Annotated in this window: 18 protein-coding genes; 1 reads left to right on the forward strand and 17 read right to left on the reverse strand. The window is 37.7% G+C overall.

The genetic code is table 11. From position 1 onward, the window contains the following. Positions 1 to 45: 45 nt before the first annotated feature. The 7 genes from ACO6HM_RS10275 to ACO6HM_RS10305 form a co-directional block, all read right to left on the reverse strand. On the reverse strand, positions 46 to 222 hold the full coding sequence (locus ACO6HM_RS10275) for a thioredoxin family protein (protein WP_485390956.1): 177 nt from the start codon (positions 220 to 222) through the stop codon (positions 46 to 48). Positions 223 to 321: 99 nt separating this feature from the next. Next, complete coding sequence (locus ACO6HM_RS10280) at positions 322 to 1,512, reverse strand: AAA family ATPase (RefSeq protein WP_485390957.1); 1,191 nt, start codon at positions 1,510 to 1,512, stop codon at positions 322 to 324. Continuing rightward, positions 1,457 to 2,299 carry a hypothetical protein gene (locus ACO6HM_RS10285; RefSeq protein ID WP_485390958.1) on the reverse strand — a complete coding sequence of 281 codons (843 nt, stop codon included), beginning with the start codon at positions 2,297 to 2,299 and terminating at the stop codon, positions 1,457 to 1,459. The genes ACO6HM_RS10280 and ACO6HM_RS10285 overlap by 56 nt, the downstream gene beginning before the upstream one ends. After that, positions 2,287 to 3,543 (reverse strand): DUF5716 family protein, encoded by a 1,257-nt coding sequence (locus tag ACO6HM_RS10290; RefSeq protein ID WP_485390959.1) that lies wholly within the window; start codon positions 3,541 to 3,543, stop codon positions 2,287 to 2,289. The genes ACO6HM_RS10285 and ACO6HM_RS10290 overlap by 13 nt, the downstream gene beginning before the upstream one ends. A gap of 2 nt (positions 3,544 to 3,545) precedes the next feature. Next, positions 3,546 to 7,148, reverse strand: coding sequence for a DUF5717 family protein (locus ACO6HM_RS10295; protein ID WP_485390960.1), 3,603 nt, complete (start codon positions 7,146 to 7,148; stop codon positions 3,546 to 3,548). Between the two features lie 25 nt (positions 7,149 to 7,173). Further along, entirely contained in the window at positions 7,174 to 8,451 is a 1,278-nt protein-coding gene (locus ACO6HM_RS10300) for an adenylosuccinate synthase (protein ID WP_485390990.1), read from the reverse strand. A 16-nt stretch (positions 8,452 to 8,467) separates the two neighbouring features. Continuing rightward, complete coding sequence (locus ACO6HM_RS10305; protein ID WP_485390961.1) at positions 8,468 to 9,358, reverse strand: ROK family protein; 891 nt, start codon at positions 9,356 to 9,358, stop codon at positions 8,468 to 8,470. Between the two features lie 567 nt (positions 9,359 to 9,925). On the opposite strand from ACO6HM_RS10305, the gene ACO6HM_RS10310 reads away from it, so the two are divergent. Beyond that, complete coding sequence (locus tag ACO6HM_RS10310; RefSeq protein ID WP_485390962.1) at positions 9,926 to 11,458, forward strand: ATP-binding cassette domain-containing protein; 1,533 nt, start codon at positions 9,926 to 9,928, stop codon at positions 11,456 to 11,458. A gap of 141 nt (positions 11,459 to 11,599) precedes the next feature. Here ACO6HM_RS10310 and ACO6HM_RS10315 read toward each other — a convergent pair whose 3' ends face one another. The 10 genes from ACO6HM_RS10315 to ACO6HM_RS10360 all read right to left on the reverse strand — a co-directional run bounded on the left by ACO6HM_RS10315 (position 11,600) and on the right by ACO6HM_RS10360 (position 23,323). After that, positions 11,600 to 13,111, reverse strand: coding sequence for an ATP-binding protein (locus tag ACO6HM_RS10315; RefSeq protein WP_485390963.1), 1,512 nt, complete (start codon positions 13,109 to 13,111; stop codon positions 11,600 to 11,602). 12 nt (positions 13,112 to 13,123) lie between these two features. Continuing rightward, complete coding sequence (locus tag ACO6HM_RS10320; RefSeq protein ID WP_485390964.1) at positions 13,124 to 14,452, reverse strand: vWA domain-containing protein; 1,329 nt, start codon at positions 14,450 to 14,452, stop codon at positions 13,124 to 13,126. Between the two features lie 104 nt (positions 14,453 to 14,556). Next, positions 14,557 to 15,396: a leucine-rich repeat domain-containing protein gene (locus ACO6HM_RS10325; RefSeq protein ID WP_485390965.1), complete on the reverse strand. Its 840-nt coding sequence runs from the start codon at positions 15,394 to 15,396 to the stop codon at positions 14,557 to 14,559. Beyond that, the gene (locus tag ACO6HM_RS10330) at positions 15,393 to 15,929 is read right to left on the reverse strand and encodes a hypothetical protein (RefSeq protein ID WP_485390966.1); all 537 of its coding nucleotides are present in this window, start codon (positions 15,927 to 15,929) and stop codon (positions 15,393 to 15,395) included. Before ACO6HM_RS10330 ends, ACO6HM_RS10325 begins: the two co-directional genes overlap by 4 nt. Then, positions 15,914 to 16,531, reverse strand: a complete 618-nt coding sequence (locus tag ACO6HM_RS10335; RefSeq protein WP_485390967.1) for a DnaJ domain-containing protein — start codon at positions 16,529 to 16,531, stop codon at positions 15,914 to 15,916. Before ACO6HM_RS10335 ends, ACO6HM_RS10330 begins: the two co-directional genes overlap by 16 nt. Beyond that, the gene (locus tag ACO6HM_RS10340) at positions 16,518 to 17,342 is read right to left on the reverse strand and encodes a DUF5685 family protein (RefSeq protein WP_485390968.1); all 825 of its coding nucleotides are present in this window, start codon (positions 17,340 to 17,342) and stop codon (positions 16,518 to 16,520) included. Before ACO6HM_RS10340 ends, ACO6HM_RS10335 begins: the two co-directional genes overlap by 14 nt. Positions 17,343 to 17,496: 154 nt before the next feature. Continuing rightward, positions 17,497 to 18,786 carry a serine--tRNA ligase gene (gene serS, locus ACO6HM_RS10345; RefSeq protein WP_485390969.1) on the reverse strand — a complete coding sequence of 430 codons (1,290 nt, stop codon included), beginning with the start codon at positions 18,784 to 18,786 and terminating at the stop codon, positions 17,497 to 17,499. 117 nt (positions 18,787 to 18,903) lie between these two features. Next, a complete protein-coding gene (locus ACO6HM_RS10350; protein ID WP_485390970.1) occupies positions 18,904 to 19,617 on the reverse strand; it encodes an adaptor protein MecA in 714 nt (237 codons plus the stop codon). 101 nt (positions 19,618 to 19,718) lie between these two features. Further along, entirely contained in the window at positions 19,719 to 22,124 is a 2,406-nt protein-coding gene (gene lon / locus ACO6HM_RS10355; RefSeq protein ID WP_485390971.1) for an endopeptidase La, read from the reverse strand. 323 nt (positions 22,125 to 22,447) lie between these two features. Then, on the reverse strand, positions 22,448 to 23,323 hold the full coding sequence (locus ACO6HM_RS10360) for a phosphoribosylaminoimidazolesuccinocarboxamide synthase (RefSeq protein ID WP_485390972.1): 876 nt from the start codon (positions 23,321 to 23,323) through the stop codon (positions 22,448 to 22,450). Positions 23,324 to 23,581: the final 258 nt, after the last annotated feature.

The following is a 23,581-nucleotide window of genomic DNA, read 5'->3' on the forward strand; positions in this document are numbered from 1 at the left end:
TTACTGTAACTATCTGTATCTATTACTTTAAGTTTTTTATTTTCATTATTTTTTTTCTAACCAATGAACTACAGGAATATTAATTATAGAGTCAATACACCAGTTTTCTCCAATCGCAAGTATATTAAATTTGCTTGTTATGTTTGCAGCTCTTTTTAAGTCTTCTTTGTTCATTTCTCTTTCTACCAATAAGTGCCATAATGGTTTATAACAAATTGCCATATTATTACCCCTTATCCGTTTTATTGTTAAGATATATTATATCATAAATAGACTGATAAGTCACTTTAGCCTATTTTATACTTGTGCTTACGTTAGTATTTATTGAGATAGTCCTTGTTTTTTCCTTGTCCCACTTGGAACTGCTCCAATTCCATAGAACTCCATCATCCCATTGACCATGATTCCCAGTTCTTCAGACTTCTTTCCTATCTCAGTAAGCCTCTCCCCTAGCTTTGATATTGTTTCAGTATTTTCACTTAGCTGTTCCCTAAGCTTTTGTCTTCGTTCATTTAACTTATGTCTTATCTCAACCATTTCCTTAGGATCTACTACCGCTCCTGCCTGATAAGACCATACCTCAGCGTCATGAACCTTATACTGAAAGAGCAGGTCCTTATACTTGTTGTTGTAAAACTCGTAAGTTGAATTGGCTTTTCTGCGCTTCATCTCATCTTCCTTATAGGACATATACTGATTATATCTGTACTCAAGCTCAAATACATTGTTTACCGCATACTTATCGTGGCTGTAATCTAGAGAGGACTTTTGATTAACATATTTAATCTTAACTGTATTGGTAAGATTAATCAGTTTGTTCTCCTTTGCAGCATTCAGCTTAAGTGCCTTCGAGTTTTTATCAGTTTCAATGAATATATAGAAGGCTATAACAACTCCACCGATTATGGTAAGTACAAATGCAATATCAGCAAAGGTATCAAATATCATATAAAGAATAAGATACATAAGCAAAAGTAAGCCTATGATTGTGCCTGCTACCAAGCCCAGCTTCCCTAGAAATGCTTTTCTGCTAAGCTCTACCTCCTCTTCATGCCTAAGCACTGCTTTTTCACCTGATAGCTTTCTTAAGTCACTTTTAATTGTTTGCTCGTACTCTTCTTCTTTTTTCAGTCTTTTTATCTCGTCAGGAATTATATCCTCATACCTTTCCATAACGCCGAACTCAAATTCAGTAAGCTCAGTTCTCTTACTTTCAAGCTTTGATATATCCTTTCTTAGGTCAAGAATGTACTTTGCGTATGTAAGCAGTTCTTTCTTAGGCTCTTCAGGCAAACCGTCAATTATTTGAGCATCCTGTAGATAACGGTTAACTTCATCATACTCTTTTTTTATAATTTTTATCTGAAGATTAGCTTTGTCAATTTTTTCACAAATTGAACGAACTTCCTCTTCATAATCAACCTTAACCTCTTCCGGTTCAACTTCCTTTATCTTTTTATGAAATAAGCCCATTCCAAGCTCCTTCCCTATACTCAGTTTTAAATTCTTCAAGCTTAAACTCTATTTCCTTGTAGCCTTCCGCTACCTTATAGGTCTTAAGCTTGCCAAAAACATTTTCAATTCTACTTATATTCTCACTATTTAAAGCCAATCTCTCAGTTTCTTTCCATACAGACTCAGCCTTTGATATAACAGCCTCGTCATTTGTAAATTCACCGACTTTTTCGTTAAATTCCTTTTCGTGGCCTCCAAGCTTAAGTGCAAGTATGGCCAGTAAAAGTGCCTTATTGCTACCAGTATATTTATAAGACTTGTAGAAGCAATTTGCTGCTTCTCTAAAGGAGGATACATGTATGAGACAAATCCCCATAGCTTTTAGCACCAGTCCATAGTCCCTATCTGCAAGGCTTTCCACCTTCAGAGTTCCTCTAAAGCACTTTAAGGCTGCAAGATATTTCTTCTCTTCAAGCTTTTTATAGCCTATAAATGCCTTTCTTTCCCAGTCCGGCATTTTCTCTAAGGACTTAACAAGCTCTATGGTTTCAAGAATTTCGTCCTTGCTATAGAGGTCACAGCTGCAAAACAAAGCAGTAATTACATCATTAAGGCTGAAGCCATCATCAACCAATCTTTTAAGCTTGTCTGCCACAGCAGGCAATTTAAGCTCTTCTTTAATATAATCTGTCAGATGATGAGAAAAAAACTTCATGTCTATGCTGTATACATTGTTGTTTACATAGTGACAGATTTCCTCAATAGAGTACAGTCTTTTATCTGTTCCATCCGGCACAAACGGCTTTACCGCAAGTCTACCGCTACATATTATTACTTTTCCCATATTAACTCCCAGACTCTGTTTGTAGTAGGTACAAAGCTTCCAAAGCCCATATCAGAGGCTTTTATGATGCAGGTATCTCTGTTTGTAAATTTAAGCGACAGCCTTATTCTAGTCAATCCTGCTTCAGCAGTGCTAATTCCCGAAAATGATATGAATCTCTGGCTGGTTTTTTTGGTAATAAAATCATTTATCTGTATACCCAACTCATCTTCATCCTTAATAATTAGGTCAATCTCAGTTTCTGCTTCATACCACTTTAGTGCAGGCTTTAAGAGTGTAATCTCAGTATTTTTACCGTCCTTTACAGCCATAAACGAAAAGCCTACTGTTGTCTTGTCCTCCTCCATCAGCACTATGTCCGTAGGTTCATCTGAGGTCTTGTCTTTTGCAGCAAGGCAGGCTCCCTTAGCATATAGGTTCTGCCCTCTAAATATCCTTCTACCCGGAGAAAGCTTCCTAAGTACTCCATCTGCCCAAGCATCTATAAAGCCTCTTCCTACCGCATAAATGGTAGAAACTGTAGATTCTTCAAGAGCCATAAGAGATAGGGTGTGGAACAAATTGGCACTTTCTTCCTGATTACTTCTGACTAGGGACTTATTAAGCTTCTCAGCCTTTTCCTTTTTGCTTATTTTAGCTGTTATAGGCTCAAGCTTTTTGGATATAGTAAGTATTCTAAAGTGAAGTCCATCTTCCTCAAGCTCAAATAAAGCAGTATCATTTAGCCAAAGCTCGATTTTCTGATTGATAGTATAGTATAAAAATGCCTCGTCATGAGTTAAAAGAATGTACTTTTCCTTTTCAAATCCCAATTCCTTAAGTACAGCATTCATCATGTATGACATCTCTTTTGTAACTGTAGGAAAAGTAATTCCCAGGTATTCTATCTCGTTAAACGGATAAAAGCTATTTAGTACATTTAACAAAGCTTCAAGAAATATCTTCATCAGCTGCTCTGCCTTATAGGTCTTATCACATACCCTTATCTCTTCATAAAGGCAGGCATATTTGATGAAATCCTGTACTTCGACAATGTCCCCTGACTCTTCTTTGTCTAACTCATCTCCTATTATCCAATCATTTTTACTTTTTCTGTACGCCAGTCTCGCAGGTATAAGGTATTGCTCTTCTCCTTCCCCCCTGCTGACTGATTCAGGCGAAAGAAGCTCATTATCATAATAGGTCAGCTGGACATAATCCTCGCAAATGTCCATTCCAACCAAAAGTCCTGCCTTCTCTCTCATTATCAAAACTCCTCATCTATAGTCTCCAAAGAAAACAGCTTATCTATAATCTCCTTTTGAGCTACATAATTCCTCATATATTCTTTCAATGTTTTTTCGTCTGACAAATCCTTACATACATACATCATGTTTATCTGTGAGAATAAGCTATGTCCCAAGTCTTCCTCAAAGAGCACATCCTGCTTGATGACTAACTCGTCACTCATTATTATCTTTGGCTCATCATCACCTTTTTCCTTAATGGAAATATAATACTGTACCACTTCATCTGCAAAAACCAAAAATTCTTTTACAAAGATGCCCTGATACACATTCTTCATCCATTCTACAGTATAGCTTCTGTCTCCGCCATTGGCAGAAGAAATGATTCTATAATTGATAGCAACCTCATCTTCGCTGTCAGCATAGCAGACCACATAGTTTGAATTTTCGATTTCAGCAGGGAGCCTGCATTTATTCTTAAATTCCTTAAAGAACGGAAGTATAATGCCTTCTTCTGCAAGGTTTTCTACCCATACTGTGACATAATCCCTCTCCTCATCAGTTAAAAACTTCTTCTCGCTTAGGATTTTGAGATATGAGACAATGAACAACGTGCTTTTTGTCTTGTATGCCTCATCATAGATACGCTTTTCAAAGTATTTACCTACTCTTACATCCCTCACAAGCCACTTGTAGGAAACATAGGATAAAAATGCTTTACTCAAGGTCTCTTCGCCAAACTTTTCGTAGTATTCGAATATCTTATCAGATTCCACTGCAAGAGACTCAGAAAAGAGCATCTGCTGAATAACCCTTGAGACAAATTCTACATTCAGTAAATTCCTATCTCTAAGTTCCTTGTATATCAAGTCCAGTTCAGTTACACCACCCTCATAATTGTCTCTAAGGAAGATAACAACCTCATCATCAGCCTTTTTATCAAGCAACAGTCTGTATGCGGATGAAATAATTATTCCAAAGTTTTCTTTTTTTCTTGCCTCATCTTCATCTTCGATATAGGATGAAATGACCTTAGACAGCTTTCCTGCCCCCACCATATCAAGGCCAATTATCTTAAGCGCCTGAAGTGAAAGAGGGTATACATTTCTTATCAATACTATATTAGCCGCATAATCAGCTAGTTTCCCATCAACCTGATTAAAATCATAGTCATTTAATATGAGTTCAAGTTTTTCACCTTCATTGGCTTCAAAGTAGTACTCTAAGAGCTTATTTCTTATAAAATACTTATATTCTTCTGTAATAACCTTAGATGCAAGCAGTTGCTCGCAGATTTCACTTAGGTGCTTACACTGCTTATGAAAGCGGTCATTTTCAGCAACAATGGTAAGAAGTTCCATATAACTTCTATCTCCTGCCTCATAACAGCTATTTAAATAATCATAGTAGTTTATAAGTCTTTCCGAATCACAATATTCTTTGGCAGGATATAAGTTCCCTTCTTTATCCGCCACTACAGCAGTAGAATACTCCCCTGACACATCTGCTATGGCAACTCCGTCATTGAACCTATATGAAGAGCCAGCTATAAGTCCTCTTGTAACTATGGTAACAAACTGCATATTTGCATTTTTACATACAATTTTCTTCTTAAAAATAACTGAAGGCAGATAAGAATAATGTTCTGATAAAAAGTTGTAATCCTTAAATACCAGCTTATATACAGTTGCAAGATTGGAGCTGATTTCACCTTTTTTAATCTGTTCACTTGCAAATGAGTAGATTTGCTCCTTATATTCCCTATATATATCCTGTAAATCAGCCTCATTCTTATTCTTTATCAGGTATGAATACAGCAAGGCTTTTTTTGCGGTATTAAGTGTATTATCATATAAAAAGTATGAATATACCGAGAGTTCTATTTTCTCATCTGAATCATCTCTCATCGTTCTCATATACAGTTCGTATATTCCTGTAAGCTTGATACCTCGCTTAATACCTACTCTATACCACTCATGGTCAGCTTCATCCATGTTCTTTTTTCTAATAAGCTGGGCGCATATTGCCTGAACAACCTCTTCAACTCCCCAGTTCTTATAAACTACTTCCAAAAGCTTAATTACCAGAGGATTATACTCTCTAAGTTCATTTGTAAGGATTACAAATTTCTCTGTGACAAGTTTACCCGAGAAAAAGCCATGCTTTATAGCCCAGTTAACTACTTGAATAGAGAATGAATTAAGCTTTCCGAAGTGATCCGGCTGAGACTTATATATACTCCAAGCCTCCATGAGCAAAAACGGACTTTGGAAGCTCTCATTGTAAAGCTGTTCAATAAAATCCAGCCTTCTGGCTAAATTCATCTTGTATCTGCCATCCATGTGGATTAAAAAATATAATCCCGCCTGATAGCCCTTTATATTAATAAGCTTTTCTATCTCTCGTCTATATTTTTCCTTATGCTCTTCAGATGCAAGCCTGTACTTAAAATAAATATAAATAAGCCTAAACAACGGTATCTGCGTATTGGTATTAAGCTTTGCAAGTTCTTCCTTTGCTTCTGCCTCATTTCCATTAATCAGATGTAAATAAATATTGACATAATTAACTATTTCCTGATTTCTTCCCGATATACCAATGCCATACAATATCGTCCGCACTGCAGTAGTCACATTTTTAAGGCTGCTCGTTCCCATACGATAGGCATAGAATTCATCTATTAATTTTTTAGTATACTCAAATCTCTTTCTATTCGCAGCAGACTTTTCAGGAGAAATTGTTGTATTTATAAAATTAAATTCAATACAAAGATCTTCTTCAAAGGTACGGAAAATAATCCTTCCGCTTGCTTTCTCAGACCTTATATACCTCGGATCTATAAATACTTCAAGTGCAAATTCTCCGTTTTCAAAGGACTCATTTGTTACTTCATTTTTATTAATTCTAAAGAACTTACCCTCCGTAATGATATCAGCCTTAACATATCCCCAGTTGCTCTTACGAATGAGCAGCTTATCCTTGATAGGAAGCCCTGAAATGTGAAAATTATAAACCGTCCTGTCAGCAGTAAGTCTAACCCTCTGCTTACTCTTAGTAAAACAGAAAAACTCCTCTAACGCCCTGTATCTGTCCTTGTTGCCAAGTAAGCCTCTGCGTATGAGTTTAAGCTCCTCCTTGTCTTTTAGAACATATTTTTCAAATTCATCACTGTAAAATATCTTTGCAGCAAGTTCAAAATTATGCTCAGCAAAGGAAGCAAACTGATAAATATTTTTGATATCCTCGCCCTCTATTACAAGCCCTTCTTCTTTAGTTTTGATGAAGTAAGGAACTGTAATTTCACCGCAATCGGTAATCAAGCGGATATTTCCGCTGTATTCATGATCAGGAGCCAATCCCCTGCCATCGAATTCAAATTTTATCTCAACTTCACAGCCTGAAAAAGTAATAGTACTAAACTTAAAGCGATAGTCATTGCAGGTAACATAGCCTCTTATTTTTCTGTCACTATATTTTATTTCATCCTTATATCTTATCTTAAAAGAACCGACAGCACCTGTGTCGGTTCTAACTGATACTTCCAAAGCGGAGGGCAGCACTAATATTTCCGGAAGTTCAAAGTTAAACTTTTCTTCCGCAAAATTTTCTATCTTTTTTTCCATTAGTACCCCTCCTTACAATAGCTTTTTATTTCTTATAGATAATATCTTCTCTTCCCGGTCCGTTACTTACCATGGTAACAGGTACTCCAAGCTCTTTCTCTATAAACTCAATGTACTTTCTACAGTTCTCAGGAAGCTCCTCATATTTTCTGATTCCCTTAATCTCACATTTCCAGCCCGGTAGCTTTTCATATACCGGCTTAGCCTTCTTAAGTTCAGCAGTTACCGGAAAATCTCTTGTTATCTTACCATCTATTTCATAGCCTACACAAATAGGAAGTTCATCAAGGTATCCGAGCACATCAAGCACAGTGAGACTCACCTGTGTGGCACCCTGCATCCTTACACCATAGCGGCTTGCTACAGCATCAAACCAACCCATTCTTCTTGGGCGTCCTGTAGTAGCACCGTACTCTCCGCCATCCCCTCCTCTGCGTCTAAGCTCATCAGCCTCTTCGCCAAAGATTTCGCTCACGAATTCACCTGCTCCGACAGCACTCGAATAAGCCTTTACTACAGCTATAATGTCCTTAATCTCATAAGGAGGAATACCTGCTCCTATGGCACCGTAGGATGCGAGGGTTGAGGATGAAGTAACCATAGGATATATACCAAAGTCAGGATCTTTAAGTGTTCCAAGCTGTCCCTCTAGAAGAACTGTCTTGCCGGCCTTTATTGCCTCCTGTATGAAAAGTGCGGTATCGCAAACATAAGGAGCAACCATATCTCTGTACTCGTGAAGTGTATTCATAAGCTCGACTTTGTCAATTGCAGGCTTATGATAAAGATGCTCTAAAATCACATCTTTTTGTATACATACTCTTTCTATTTTTTCTTTAAGAATCTCGTCATCAAAAAGCTCTGATACCTGAAAACCAATCTTTGCATATTTATCTGAATAAAAAGGAGCTATGCCTGACTTGGTAGAGCCAAATGAGTTTTTGCCCAGTCTTTCTTCCTCATACTCATCGAACTTGATATGGTAAGGCATAATAATCTGTGCTCTGTCTGATACAAGTATCTTTGGCTTTGGTACTCCCTTTTCAACCAAAGAATTGATTTCTTTGATAAGATAAGGAATATTGAGTGCAACTCCATTTCCTATAATACTTGTAGTGTGGTCATAAAATACACCTGAAGGAAGTAAATGAAGTGCAAATTTTCCATAGTTATTGATTATAGTATGTCCTGCATTGCTTCCTCCCTGAAATCTAACAATAATGTCAGATGTCTGTGCAAGCATATCTGTAATCTTTCCCTTACCTTCGTCTCCCCAATTTGCTCCAACTATTGCTCTTACCATTGCCCTATCCCTTTCTTTATAGCTCTTTAGCTTTGTTTTCTTCGTAAGCCTGTCTTCCAAGCTCGATAGCTCCAAGTATTCCCTGATTGTCATTAAGGCTGTTTGGAACTATATAGTTATTCATATCCCTGATTTCAGGGGTGTTCAAATACCCATTGAGTAACTTAGTAACCTTTTGTCTGATAAGAGGGAAAAGCCTCTCCTGATGCATAACTCCTCCACCCAAGATTATCTTTTTAGGTGAAACAGTCAGTATATAATTTACTAACGCCTGAGCAATATAATCACTCTCTATCTCCCAAGCAAGGTCGTTGTCTTCCAAATCATAGGCCTTTTTATTCCATCTTTTCTCTATGGAAGGCCCTGCCGCCAAGCCTTCAAGGCAGGCATCATGATATGGACAGATACAGTTCCCCTTATCCTCAGGATGCTTATTGACTATGATATGTCCCGCCTCAGGATGTAGCATCCCGTGAACCAGCTTGCCTCCGATAGCAATACCCACACCGATTCCGGTTCCTATTGTGACATACACAACGGAATCGATGCCTTTAGCACAGCCAAAAACCATCTCTCCAAGACATGAACCGTTTACATCAGTATCTATTTTCATCGGAACCTTTATTTCTTTTTGTAGTTCTTTAAGTAGGTCATAATGTACCCAAGGAAGTTTAGGAGTCTCCAAAATCTGACCGTAGGTAGGTGATTCAGGTGATACATCCACCGGTCCAAAGCAACCTATTCCAAGTGCTTCTATATTTTTATCTGAAAACCATTTAATAATGTCAGGTACTGTTTCTGCAGGAGTCCCTGTAGGTATTGATATCTGCTCGAATATCTCACCCTTTTCATCTCCTACGCAGAGAACCATCTTAGTTCCGCCTGCTTCAAGACCACCTAGTCTCATTCTTCTTCCTCCCTGATTTATGATTGATTTTTTGACGTACACTCTTCATTATAACATTTTTTTTGGATATAATAAAGGGCAAGACGAGAATAATTTGATATAATTGAAATTATTTTAATTATCGCCAAAATCCCTTTATTTAATGGCAAATATCAAGTAAACTCACTATTTATTGGATTTAATCTGCCGCTATTGACAAAAATTATATTTTTGGTATCATTAGAATTATCAAAAAAGAAAGGCACAGTACAGGTGGCAAAATGATTAATAAATAATTTAATTTATGAAACTAATAACAGACTGATTTTACGGAATAAGTCTGTGTTTTTTCTGAATTAGATTATTTATAATTCCCCTATGACGGCTGTGTTATTTTTATGCTTTTATCATTAAGTTCTAATACTGATGAAATCTTGATATCAAGGCATAATATACCTCTTTAGGGTTGAATCAATTTTATGCTTCATCATAAGAGATGATAATTGATTGCAACTCCTATATTGATGGCGATTGGGATATTTAGTCTGTTTCAGAAAATGAAGCAGACTTTTTCATTTTAGGAGGATTATGCTACAGATAAAAAATCTAACCCTAAGCCATAAAAAAGATAATCGAATTATACTAAGTAACTTTTCCTCTTCATTTAACGATGGAGACAAGGCTGTAATTATCGGTGAAGAAGGAAACGGAAAATCCACTCTCCTAAAGTGGATATATGACAAAGAGCTAATAACAACCTACTGCAATGAAGATGGAACCCTTGTTAAATCCGGAGAAAAACTTGCTTATCTCCCACAGGAGATGGCGAATGAATTGCTTAATATAAGTATTTACGACTTTTTTATGCAGTCAGATAGTTTCCTCTCACAGAATCCCAAAGCTTTAAGCAGGATGGCCAAAGACTTTGGACTTCCTACCGACATTTACTATAGCGAGCAATTAATGAGTACTCTGTCAGGTGGCGAAAAAATCAAAGTCTCACTTATCAGGCTTTTGCTTGAGGAACCTACAGTTCTTTTGCTTGACGAGCCATCTAACGACATTGACACCGATACTCTTTGTCTTCTTGAAAATATAATAAATGATTTTAAGCATATAGTCATTTTCATATCTCATGACGAGGTATTAATTGAAAATACTGCCAATATGGTGATTCACCTTGAACAGATTAGAAGAAAAACAGAAAGCAGATACACTGTAACTAGGCTTCCATATCTTCAGTATATGGAGGAAAGGAGGCGCGATTTTAACAACCAGGAAAGAGTTGCTGAAAATGACAGGCGTCTTAAAAAGATTCGAGATGAAAAACTAAACCGCATATACCAAAGTGTTGAACACGCACAGGCTACAATTACCAGGAGAGATCCTGCGGGAGGAAGACTGTTAAAAAAGAAGATGCATGCAGTAAAGTCTATGGCTCACCGCTTTGAAAAGGAAGAAAGAGACATGACTGAAAGTCCTGAACAGGAAGAGGCTATCTTTTTTAAGCTTGGAGACAGGAACTCTTTAATTCCATCAGGAAAGACAGTCATAGAATTCGAGCTCCCTAAGCTATATACCCCGGATAACAAGGTCCTCCTTGCTGAAAATATCGCTTTAAGCCTTCGTGGTCCCGAAAAAATCTGTATAACCGGAAAGAACGGCTCAGGAAAGACAAGTCTCATACATAAAATTGCTGAAATCTTGCTATGTAGGACTGATATAAAGGCTGAATATATGCCGCAAAACTATGAAGATATGCTTAAACTGGATATAACTCCTGTAGAGTACCTCTGCCCTGATGCAGGTAAAGAAGAAAGAACAAAAATCAGAACTTTTTTAGGTTCGCTAAACTATACATCAGATGAGATGGAACACCCAATCTCTGAGCTATCTGGTGGTCAAAAGGCGAAGATATTTCTGCTTAAGATGAGCATATCTAAAGCAAATGTACTCATACTTGACGAGCCTACGAGGAATTTTTCACCTCTTTCAGGTCCTGTAATAAGAAAGATGCTAAGAGAATTTCCGGGTGCCATTATAAGCATTTCACATGACAGGAAGTACATAGAAGAGGTCTGTGACAAGGTCTATGTATTGACAAAAGACGGTCTCAGGTAGTGGTGCAAAATATTTGGGGGGGCAGCCGCAACAAGTATAAGTACAGCAAGACATAGTCTTGATACGGCAGCCCCTGACTTGACTTAATCTATAACCCTTTCAAATCCATTTACCTTAAGATTTTCGGGATAGCATTTTCTGCTACTCCCCTTTTATCTCACTCATAAGTTTTTCACGCATCGAAGATGTCTTAAGGAGTTTTCCATACTTCTTAAGATCCAAACTTGAATGTTCCCTTATAAAATTCATACTGTAATAATTGGTCTCAAGCTCTGAGATGAAGTAAACCATTTCTGAACCTGAAGCCAGAGCAAGCTCCTCACTATCATCAGAAGGAGTGAAATACTTCTCCATAAAGTTAATCGCATTTGAAAGAGCCTTTTCCGCCTTTTCACTTATTTCAAGCACCGCTTTCTTTTCTCCTGCAAAAAACTCCGACATTTTGCTGGAAAACTCTTCCTCTTTAGCTCCGTCATATAGAGAAATTAGTTCAGAAAGCTTAGATATGGTCTTAAGATAAATTTTATCCTGCACCTTGTCTAAGGCTCTACCAAGAGTAAGCTTCTCATACTCTTTTCTTTCGCCCTCATAAAGCTCACATACTGTCTTATATCCTTCTTCTTCCTTTGCCCTTTTAAGCACATTAAATAGTCTTTTTAGATATTCCTCTTCTCTGTAAGTCTTTATAAAATAGTTATTAAGTCCCGAAAGCATCATAGAAACCACACTTATCTTCTCATCAAAGCCTGCTTCTTCATAGCCTGGAAGTTCAGCTGAAATATCTCCATTTTCAAGTATATCTTTTATCCTATATTTATTCTCATATTTACGGAAAAGCTCAAGGAAGTTGACAAAGTCTACAGCTATTCTCTTATCCTTTATAAACTCAAGAGCTACCTCATTAGATATATCAAAGCCCTTTCTCTCATATCCCCATAAAAGCACAGAGAAATCCTCCCATCCCCTCGGAGTAACTATTCTCTTTCCCTCTACAGTTGTCTCCATGTAGTAGAAATTTTCCTTTTTAATCTCTAGGAAACTCATTATAGCAGGATGAACTCCCTGTTTTATCGCATAATTCTTCCATACGCTATATTCTGCTTCAATTGTTATCTGTCTTATTCTATCCAGTGTAACAGTGTCAAACTCCCTTACAGACTTATTGTATCCCGCAGGATTGCCCGCAGTAACTATAATCCAGCCCTTAGGTACACTGAAGTTGCCAAATTTCTTTTCCTGAAGAAACTGAAGCATCATAGGCGCAAGTGTCTCTGATACACAGTTAATTTCATCAAGGAAAAGTATTCCCTCCTTAATGCCTGTCTTTTCTATGCTCTCATAGATACTTGCTATAATCTCGCTCATAGTGTATTCAGTGGTAGAATACAGCTTACCGTCATATTCCCTCTCTTTTATAAAGGGAAGTCCCACTGCACTCTGTCTCGTATGGTGGGTAATGGTATATGACACAAGGGCAACCCCTTCCTCAGCTGCCACCTGTTCCATAATAGCAGTCTTACCCACTCCCGGAGGTCCCACCAAAAAGAGTGGCCGCTGCTTCACCTGGGGCATCAAATAATTCCCCATCTCATCCTTTTCCAAGTACAACGCTAAAGTGCGCTTAATCTCTGTCTTAGCCGCTTCTATATTCATCTTTTTACCTTTCTAAACATTCATCACCAAATGCATTGCCCACACAGGAAACTCCCCACTTAGATAGGGCAGCTTCCCATCGGGATAAGCAGTCTCGGGAAACACAAAAACCACATCGTACTCAGGCTTTGCCTCTGGATAAATACCATATCCGTCTGTAAAGTAAATTAATCCGGAAGGCTTGCTCATTCTACTCGCTTTTACTTCCTCCGCTATATAGCTAAAAGCAACCCTAAAGTCAGTGCCTCCACGCCCGATAATTTCAAACTGTTTAATATAATGCTCAAGTTCTGCTTTATTATGTAGTACCTTAACATCCTGAATCTGATTGTCTGATTGAATAATGACACATTCTCTGGTAATACCAAAATCCTCAGTAACGCTTTCCTCAGTCAGGATATTTACAGTCTCTTCAAGAAAAGCAGTAACAATCTCCCTGCTCACCGAACCTGAGGTATCTATAACAACCACAAAATTTTTAACTACTTCCGAAACCCTGTATTCCGGCTCCTCTATAAGAGGCATATTTCCATAAAGCCTAAGTCCATAGTTGTAAAAACCATAGTCAAAGGTCTCAAAATCAAGCTTAATTTCTTCAACCGGCTCCTTAAACTTTCTGAGGAAATCAGCAAAAGATACCTTTTCCCTATTTTTTGTCACAAGACTTTGATACAGCCTTGTATTTTCTATACCTATACTCCTTGAATAAGTCTCAATCTCTGTCTGTATTTTAGTACTTACATCCTTCCACAGTTCTTCTTCTTTGGCATTTTCTTCCTTCTTTTCTCTTTTTGTATCCTTCTCATCATTATTCTCATTATCCCAAAGAGAATGGTCATCTACCTTAAAATAATTCTCTAGAGCTAGTATATCTTCTTTATTCTTCTTCAAATAGTCATAGATGTATTCTGCTGAAAATATCTTACACTCCCTTGCTATCCTTACCTCAGCTTCTTCCTTAAGAGGCGGGACAACTGTAGTTACACTGGCGACTTCCATATCATCTATAACTCCCTCCACCATAATATCGCATGCAAGGTTCCACAAATCCTCATCCCTCTTCTCCCTTTTATACATATGTCCAAAGAGACAGTGAAGCACAGAGTGAAGATAGGCTCTGTTGATAAGGAGAGGATTTTCCATATACTTCTCAGCAGCCATCATCGGCAAAAAATACAGCTTTCCACCATCTGTAGCAAGGAAATCCACCCTCATATCCGCTACTATCTCCAGTCCGTCAAGAGCTAAGTAGAGGTATCTCATAGAGAGGTAGAGTTCATTTTTTGCGGCGTTAAATATCTTTAGTCCAAGGTTCTCCCATTCTTTATTACTTCTTCCCATTTTATATTTCCATATCCATTATACAAGTTATCTTAATTCCAATTATCCATTATTACCATACCGGATTTTACCTTATAATTCCGTATCCATTATATCTGCTTTTTTTATATTTCCATATCCATTATGCTTGTTTTCTTAAACTTCTTGTTTCTATATTCAATCATAATATTGACACCCTCTGCAAAGTCTGTCTCGCAAAAGAAATCACAGGCCTCATCTGTTGCCTCCCTTGTGTCAAATATTCCCACATCAATATAGGCTGTAACCGAGGCGCTGTCTTTATTTTTTGCGGCATCATCTAAAAGAGCTTTTTTAGTGTTTATTAAAAACTCAAGGTATTCGGCCCTTTTTTCATCTTTAAGCTCTACAGGATATATAAGCCTTGCTTTGCATACCATAACCGCCTCATTTAAGTCCATTGAGTATTTTTGTATGGTGAACAGCCCATCGTATTTCATATAGTCTATTCCCTCTCTGTCTACACATTCCCTGTAATTCATACCTGCACCGTGCATGATTTCAGCCACTATTTTCGCTCCTACATTATCCTGAAATTCAGGCTGAAAATGTGGAAAAAACAATTCATTTCCATACACTGAAACCGTCACAGATTTTGACATGGCTAATAGTATTTCCTTAAGCCCTCTAAGACTTCCTCCCGCCCTTTTAACCTCTATATAGTCAAGCTTGCTACAGTTACGAAAAGCTCCATCACCAAAGCTTTCTATTTTGTCATAAAATACAATTTTGCGTAGATTTCTACAGTTGTAAAAAGCGTTATTTCCTACTTCTTCCACATTCTCGGGGAGGCTAACCTCAGTTAGCTCTCTATGTTCCTTAAAAGCGTAGGCAGCCACCTTCGTTAGCTCTCCTTCGCCTTCATAGACAGCCTCTTTTAGTTCAGCCACATTGTAGTTACTTCCCAAATATTTATTTAATATCATATCAAACCCTTAATCCTATTCCATATGCCAATCTGAAACGCATCATAGGCTTTGTCTCCTACATACCAAGCAGGTTGTATCACTGCTATAGCAATCAAAAGCCATTTTGTACTTACCTGTGTTAGGAAGAGCGTAGGGAATATTAGAACAAGAGGCACAGTGAGCAGGTTAAATACTGCTAATTTTGAAAGAAAATACAATAGGTTTGATCTTTTGGCATCTTTAATCTCTCCCTTTGTCATAAGTTCCCATATTGCCTCTCTTGCAAATATATATATTTCCACTACCACATACGTGATTATCTTTGTTTTATCCGGAGCTATGAAAAATGCAAGAGCAATGGATGCAGCCAAATACGCTCCTCCCATCTTAAAGCCTGACTCTCTTATCACCACTCCCACAAAAAATCCGGACAGGCTTAGCAAAAAAAGCGTACTCATCCCGAATACGCCTTCAAGTATCACCAAAACCATAGAAACAGCAAGGCAAAGCCCTGCATAAACTAATTGTTTTACATTTACATGCATGAGCACAAATCTCCTCCCATACACTCACATAGTGAATCAGCTAACCATAGTTTACAACACAGGTCACTTGCATCATCAAATCCGCTCCTACCGCCTCTGTATACATTTCTAACCTCACCATATCTGTTACCCTGAAAGCTTAAGCGGTTAACCAGATTCTGATATTCAATGTTGTTTGGTTCCATAGATACCGCCATCTTCGCATACTCCATGCCACGAAGGTTGTTGCCAAGTCCTACCTGAGCTATTGCACTGTAATAATACCATCTTGCATTTCTGTTCGGTATAGAATCAAGAAGCCGTAAAGCCTGACTGTAAGACCTTCTGCCAAGAAGGTTGTATACCTCTGCCATTTCACCACTCTCACCGTTATTATATCCGTAATTATTAGAGTTATCATAATTTGAATAATTACGTTCTCCATTTTTCTCTTTCATAATGGCATCATAGGCTTCCTGCACCTGCTCAAATTTCTCCTCTGCCAACGAAGATAGAGGGTTGCCCACATAAGAATCAGGGTGGTACTTTCTACTAAGTTCTCTATAAGCTTTTTTTATTTCATCAATACTTGCATTCCTTGATACTCCAAGCACTTCATAAGGATTCATTCTCAGACCTCCTGTCAAACTTTGTCCAAACTCCATCATACAATATATTTCTCAAAATGTCGATATCTTTTAAAAGCGGCAGCCTTTCAAATGATGCTACACACTCACTTATCGTCATCTCAAGCATATATTTCACATTTTCTCTAAAACCATCATCTTTATAAATCTTCTTAAAAGGATTATAATTTCCTTTTTTAACATCCTCTTCCACATCTTCGTAAGCATCCATTATGTATATGAATTTACCAATATAAAACCCAATTCTCCTCAAATCCTCTTCCCAGTTGTCCTTCTCATATACAAAAATTTCGGCCATTATCCTGCCAAAGGTAGCGGCTGCTTTCTCTATATCATCTTCCTCAGCCTCTTCAATTCTGCTTAGATTATCAAGCTCTTCTCTAATTACCTTTGTCTGTCTTTCATACATAACTGCAGCTCTTTTATACGCATTCTTATATGCCAAAAGCCCTGCAGCCGCCTTAAGCTTTTTCTCATCCTTATAATCATCAGTAAAATGCTCGTAAGCCAGGATGATATTCATATCAGCAGCATACTCACTAAACTTATTCGTAATTACAGGCTTTTTTTTAAGAGGGTGTACCGGGCAGCGTTTACTTACTATAGCTGAGTCAGGCTCATATAACGACGTAAGCAAGACTATAAGAAATGTCATATCATAGGAGAGTGAAAATCTTCCGCTTACTCCGTATCTTTCTCCCAAAGTTTCACAAAGCCCGCAGTAAAAGCCTTGAAATTCATAGATTTCCTTAAGCCTCAGCTCCATCTTATTAATATTTACATATCCGTACATAAATCTCCTAATACAAAGCTTCCCGTTAAAGTTATAAATCTCCGATTTAACTGACAATATAAGATTAAACCTTATATCAATCAAAGTCAATTAAATCGAAGACCGATATTCTTAAAATTCACTTACAAAACGCTTAAATAAAGGATAACATTTCTTATTTCTTCTTAGGAACAAGCTTTTCCTTGCCACCCATATATGGTCTTAGTACCTCAGGAATGTTCACGCTTCCATCTTCATTAAGATTATTCTCAAGGAAGGCAATGAGCATACGAGGTGGAGCAGCAACAGTATTGTTGAGTGTGGTTGCAAAATAATTGCCACTCTTGTTACGTACTCTTATACCAAGTCTTCTAGCCTGAGCATCACCGAGATTAGAACAGCTTCCTACCTCAAAATACTTCTGCTGTCTAGGACTCCAAGCCTCAACATCAACTGACTTAACCTTGAGGTCAGCAAGATCGCCTGAACAGCACTCCAGAGTTCTTACAGGAATATCAAGGCTTCTAAAGAGGTCTACTGTATTCTGCCACATCTTATCATACCATTTCATAGCATCTTCCGGCTTACATACTACTATCATCTCCTGCTTTTCAAACTGGTGGATGCGGTAAACTCCTCTTTCCTCTATGCCATGAGCACCCTTTTCCTTACGAAAACATGGTGAATAGCTGGTAAATTTCTGTGGAAGACTTTCTTCGTCAAGCATCTGACCAATAAAACGTCCTATCATAGAATGCTCACTTGTACCAATGAGATAAAGGTCTTCACCTTCAATCTTGTACATCATGGCATCCATTTCAGCAAAACTCATAACACCGGTTACGACATCACTTCTTATCATAAAAGGAGGCACGCAATAGGTAAATCCCCTATCTATCATAAAGTCTCTTGCATAAGAAAGTACAGCTGAGTGTAGTCTTGCAATATCACCAAGAAGATAATAGAAACCATTACCCGCAACCCTGCCTGCACTTTCAAGGTCAATACCCTCAAAGCTTTCCATAATCTGGGTATGATAAGGTATCTCAAATTTAGGCACCCTAGGTTCCCCAAACTTCTGAACCTCTACATTCTGGGAATCATCCCTACCAATAGGTACGCTTTCATCTATTATGTTAGGTATAGTCATCATTATTTTCTTGATTTTCTCATCAAGTTCAGCCTGCTCTTTTTCCATAGATTCAAGTTCTTCGGCATCAGCAGCTACTCTTCTCTTAAGCTCCTCAGCCTCATCCTTCATGCCCTTAGCCATGCAAGCGCCAATCTGCTTACTTAGCTTGTTCTTTTCAGCACGAAGGCTGTCTCCCTTTGTTTTTAATTCTCTGGATCTCTCATCAAGCTCAATCACTTCTTTTACCAAAGGAAGCTTTTCATCCTGAAATTTATTTCTGATGTTCTGCTTAACTACGTCCGGGTTCTCTCTGACAAATCTGATATCTAACATAATGCCACTCCTATAAAGTATATTTTTAAATACAGCCTTAAACACCTTAAACCCTATAACAAGCAAGCTTGCACAGGGCTTAAGAATATTATTAAGTTTTAGCAAAGGTCAAAAGAACTAAATATTTCTCATAACCTGAATTGCTTTTCTTGCTATAAGCAAGTTGCCATGTTCCATCAGGAAGGCTTCAAGTGTAGGCACATTATTTATCGTTGCCCCATAGTCAATGGCTGAAAAGCAAATCTTTGCATACGAAAGCATTGACATCGAGGCCTTATGCACTACCAAAATAAAGCCGTCATCCACCTTATACAGATCACTTTTTATAGGTCTGCCATAAGAGATAGACTTTGCATATTCAGTTATATCATCAAGTGTGTCAAAATGCAATACTGTAGTTGTTTTTTCTCCATCCAACCCTACGATTGAATCGGTAATCAGCTTTTCCGGAGACTTCTCCTCATCTTCCTTACTTTCCCTAAGGGCCCCCATTTCACTGATGAACTGACGGAGTTGGTCAACCTGTGACATCTTCTTAAACAATGATTCAAGTCTGTCTGCCATACCGCCTTCCATAGCGTCCTCAGCACCTGCATCTGTTATGGTTATAGACACTTTTCCACCCGGCATCTGCATTATCCCAAGAGTTACCATACCACTTTGGGAAACATTTCCAACTTCAGCGCCTGCTTTTTCAAGTAGTTCTTGGATAAAGTCAGAAACCTGATCATTTTGTTCAATAAAGTCATCAATGCCAATTCCGTACTCTTCCAAGTCTTCAGTTGTAAGAATACATCTGACTGTTGCCTTATTTAACCTTATAAATTTCATTCTTTACCTTTCTTTACTTGATAGTTAACTAACACCTCTTGTTCCACTTATAATGACACATTTTATAAGTTTTTTCAAGATATTTTAAACGACAATACTGCTTAATTGGCTATAAAATCAGAATTCTTATTTTTCCTCTTAACCGGTATTACAACTTTCTCCTTATCTTCATTTTTTATCTTTTTATTTATATCCTTAAAAAATCCCTTATTATTAGGATAGAACGAGAGTCCAAGTGCTTCTTTTGCGACATCAGTAACTGTGTCTACAAGTACTATCTCAAGTGATTTCTTAGTTGACTCAGGTACATCGATAAGGTCCTCTTTATTTGACAGCGGTATGAGTACCTTCTTTATACCGGCTCTTTCTGCCGCCATCAGTTTTTCAGGAAGCCCTCCTATAGGAAGAACCTGTCCCCTTAGAGATATCTCTCCGGTCATCGCAAGCAGAGAATCCACCTTAATGCCAAGCACCAATGAAATTATTGCAGTAAACATAGTTATTCCTGCAGATGGACCATCCTTGGGTACAGAGCCTGATGGCACATGGATATGTATGTCTTTGTCTCTAAAATCAATTTTCTTTTCAAATAATAATGATTTTACAAGGTTTACAGCTATAGTTGCAGACTCCTTCATAACATCTCCAAGCTGTCCTGTAATTACAATCTGTCCTGTTCCTGTAAATGCCGTAGTTTCTATAAAGAGGATTTCTCCTCCTGCCTGAGTCCAAGCAAGTCCCGTTACTACGCCCGGAATATTGTGTTTAAGCACCTTATCGTGAAGAGCCTTTTTATTGCCAAGTAGTTTAGGAAGATCTTCTTTCTTTATTACAACCTTTTCAACTTCTTTTTCAAGAATCTTAACTGCTGCCTGTCTCATCAGCTTGTCTATCTGCTTCTTAAGCCCTCTTACTCCCGCTTCCATAGTGTAATTGGCTATTATATTTTTAAGTACGGCATCGGAAATTCCAATATTTTTCTTTAAAAGTCCTGTCTCTTCAAGTGATTTAGACATAAGGTGCTCTTTAGCAATATGGAATTTCTCTTCCGCAGTATAGCCCGAAAGCTCTATTATCTCCATTCTGTCAAGGAGGGGCTCACTCATCTCATCTATGCTGTTAGCTGTGCAGATAAACAGTACCTTAGAGAGATCATAAGGCACATTCATATAATGGTCTGTAAAGGTTACATTCTGCTCAGGATCAAGTACCTCAAGAAGTGCGCTCTCAGGATCGCCATTGAAGCTTCCATAACCCAGCTTATCTATCTCATCAAGGACAATTACAGGATTGTTTACACCTGAACGCTTGATACTCTCCATTATACGTCCCGGCATTGCACCTACATAGGTTCTTCGATGTCCTCTTATCTCAGCCTCATCCTTTATTCCTCCAAGGCTGATTCTTATATACTTTCTACCAAGCGCCTCAGCTATAGCCTTACCCATACTTGTTTTGCCGGTTCCCGGTGCACCGGTAAACAGAATGATGGAGCCTGCATTTTGCTTCTTAAGTGCCATTACTGCAATCTGCTCGGTAACTCTTTCTTTAGGCTTCTTAAGGCCATGATGGCTCTTATTAAGTATTTCCTTTGCCCTTTTGATATCTATTTCCTGTTCTTCTTCAGTCTTCCAACTAAGGGCAGTAACAAACTCCAGATATTCAAGTGTGGAGCCATATTCGTGGTCATCACTTCCCATCTGCTTAAATTTGTTAAATACCCTGTCTATCTCAACTTTAACCTCTTCAGGAAAGCCCGCTTCTTCTATTTTACTTTCAAGCCTCTTTACATCCGAGAGTTCATCCTGATTATATTCGGAAAGTTCGTCATTAAGCAGTTCTATCTGCCTCCTAATCATACTTTCCCTGTAATTGTCACCCTGCTTGTCCTGGATTTTCTTGTTAATATCTACCTGAAGTTCAACCAGATCCTTATACTTAAGCATTGCCTCTGAGATGAGATGATACCTCTCCATAAGTGAGTCTGTTTCAAGCATAGCGTACTTTTCTTCTACTGTTAAGTCTGTATAAGGCCCTACTATGCTTATGACTTCGTTGACATTATCAAGCTTTTCAGAAAAACGCATAGCCCAGCTTCCCCACTGAAAATACGAAGAAATCTGCGCAAGATTCTCTAAAACCATATTAAATACGGCTCTTTGCTCTCTTTCATCTATATCAGCCTCGTCATAGATAATCTCATACTCTGCGTTTAGAACCTCTCTGTTTGCTACAAGGTTAACTACCTTTACCTTTAGTTCAGTTCTTACAGCCATAATCAAATCACCATCAGTATTTCTAATCCCCTTAATAACACCTGTTAACCCTATCGGATAAAAATCCTCTGCTCTAATTTCTTCTCTAGTCTTCTCTTCCTTAAGTGGTAAAAGTATTACTGTATCTTCTACCTTTAATGTGCTTTTTTCTCTGTCTGTAAGTGAATCTGGCTCGAGATTGTACTGCACGTCAGGCAAAATTATTGTATTGTAAATAGGTATAACTAACATCTTACACCTCCATTCTTATTTTAGTTTATAGTTATAACGCGGATGCCACTGACTACTATGCCAGTTTATAAAATGATATCATTTGACAGTATTTTGTCAAGTTTTTAAGCATAATTAGGTATTTTCAACTTCTTAATAAGTGTATCATATAATTGTGTTTTTACTGTGATAAACAGATATTATTACATTAATGCAAATACCGATAAGCCAAATACTGAGCCTATCGGTATTAACACGTATTATCAAGTGCTTTTGACAATCACATCATTATACACAATTGTAATGTTATCTTATTATGTGGCAATATCCATCAAGTTATGATATTATCTCTTGAAATCCTCTCCTGTAAGCAGCTTAAATGCCTCCTTGTACTTCTCTATAGTCTTCTCAATTACATCCTCAGGAAGAAGATAATCGCTGTCAGGATTAGCTTTGAGCCAGTCTCTTACATACTGCTTATCATAAGAAGGCTGTCCTGCTCCCACCTTGAAGCCCTCAAGAGGCCAGAATCTGGAGCTGTCTGGAGTTAGCATCTCATCACCAATTACAATATTGTCATTCTCATCAAGACCGAATTCAAACTTGGTGTCTGCAATTATAATTCCCTTTGAAAGTGCGTAATCAGCACATTTCTTGTAGAGAGCTATAGTAGCATCTTTAAGCTTTGATGCATATTCCTCTCCCTTACCCGGAAACTCCTTTTCCAGTACCTTTATACTCTGCTCGTAAGATATATTTTCATCATGAAGTCCTATCTCAGCCTTTGTACTTGGTGTGTATATAGGCTCAGGAAGCTTCTCTGACTCCTTAAGTCCCTCAGGAAGCTTAATACCACAAACCGTTCCATTTTCCTTATAGCTTGCCCAGCCACTTCCTGTGATATAGCCACGGACTATGCACTCAAGCGGAAGCATGTGAAGCTTCTTAACCTTCATGCTGTTACCTGTAAACTCAGGCTTTCTAAAATACTCAGGCATATCGTTCACATCTACACTAATCATATGGTTAGGAAGAATATCCTTCGTAAAATCAAACCAAAACTTTGACATAAGGGTAAGTATTGCCCCCTTATCAACTATTTTGTTCTTTAATATGTGGTCAAACGCTGATATTCTATCAGTCGCAACCATAATCAGGCTGTCACCTATATCATAAACTTCTCTAATCTTTCCTTCTTTAACAGGAGCATACTCTTTCATAATCTTCCTTCCTTTCATAAGTAGGCTTTAATAATAATCTATGATTATACTATATCACTTATAAGTAAAAATATCTACATTAGCAATTATTATATTTCTCTTGGTTACTTTTTACATTTTCTAATAAAGCTGGGAATAATATAAAAAGTATTATATGATGTGTGTGTCACAATATAAAAATGTTCTTGCATGCAATCCACAATCGAATTTTATGCTTTTGACACTTAGACTAAACTAGTGTATTATATTCTTTCGAAA

Source organism: Catonella sp. (assembly GCF_057250765.1).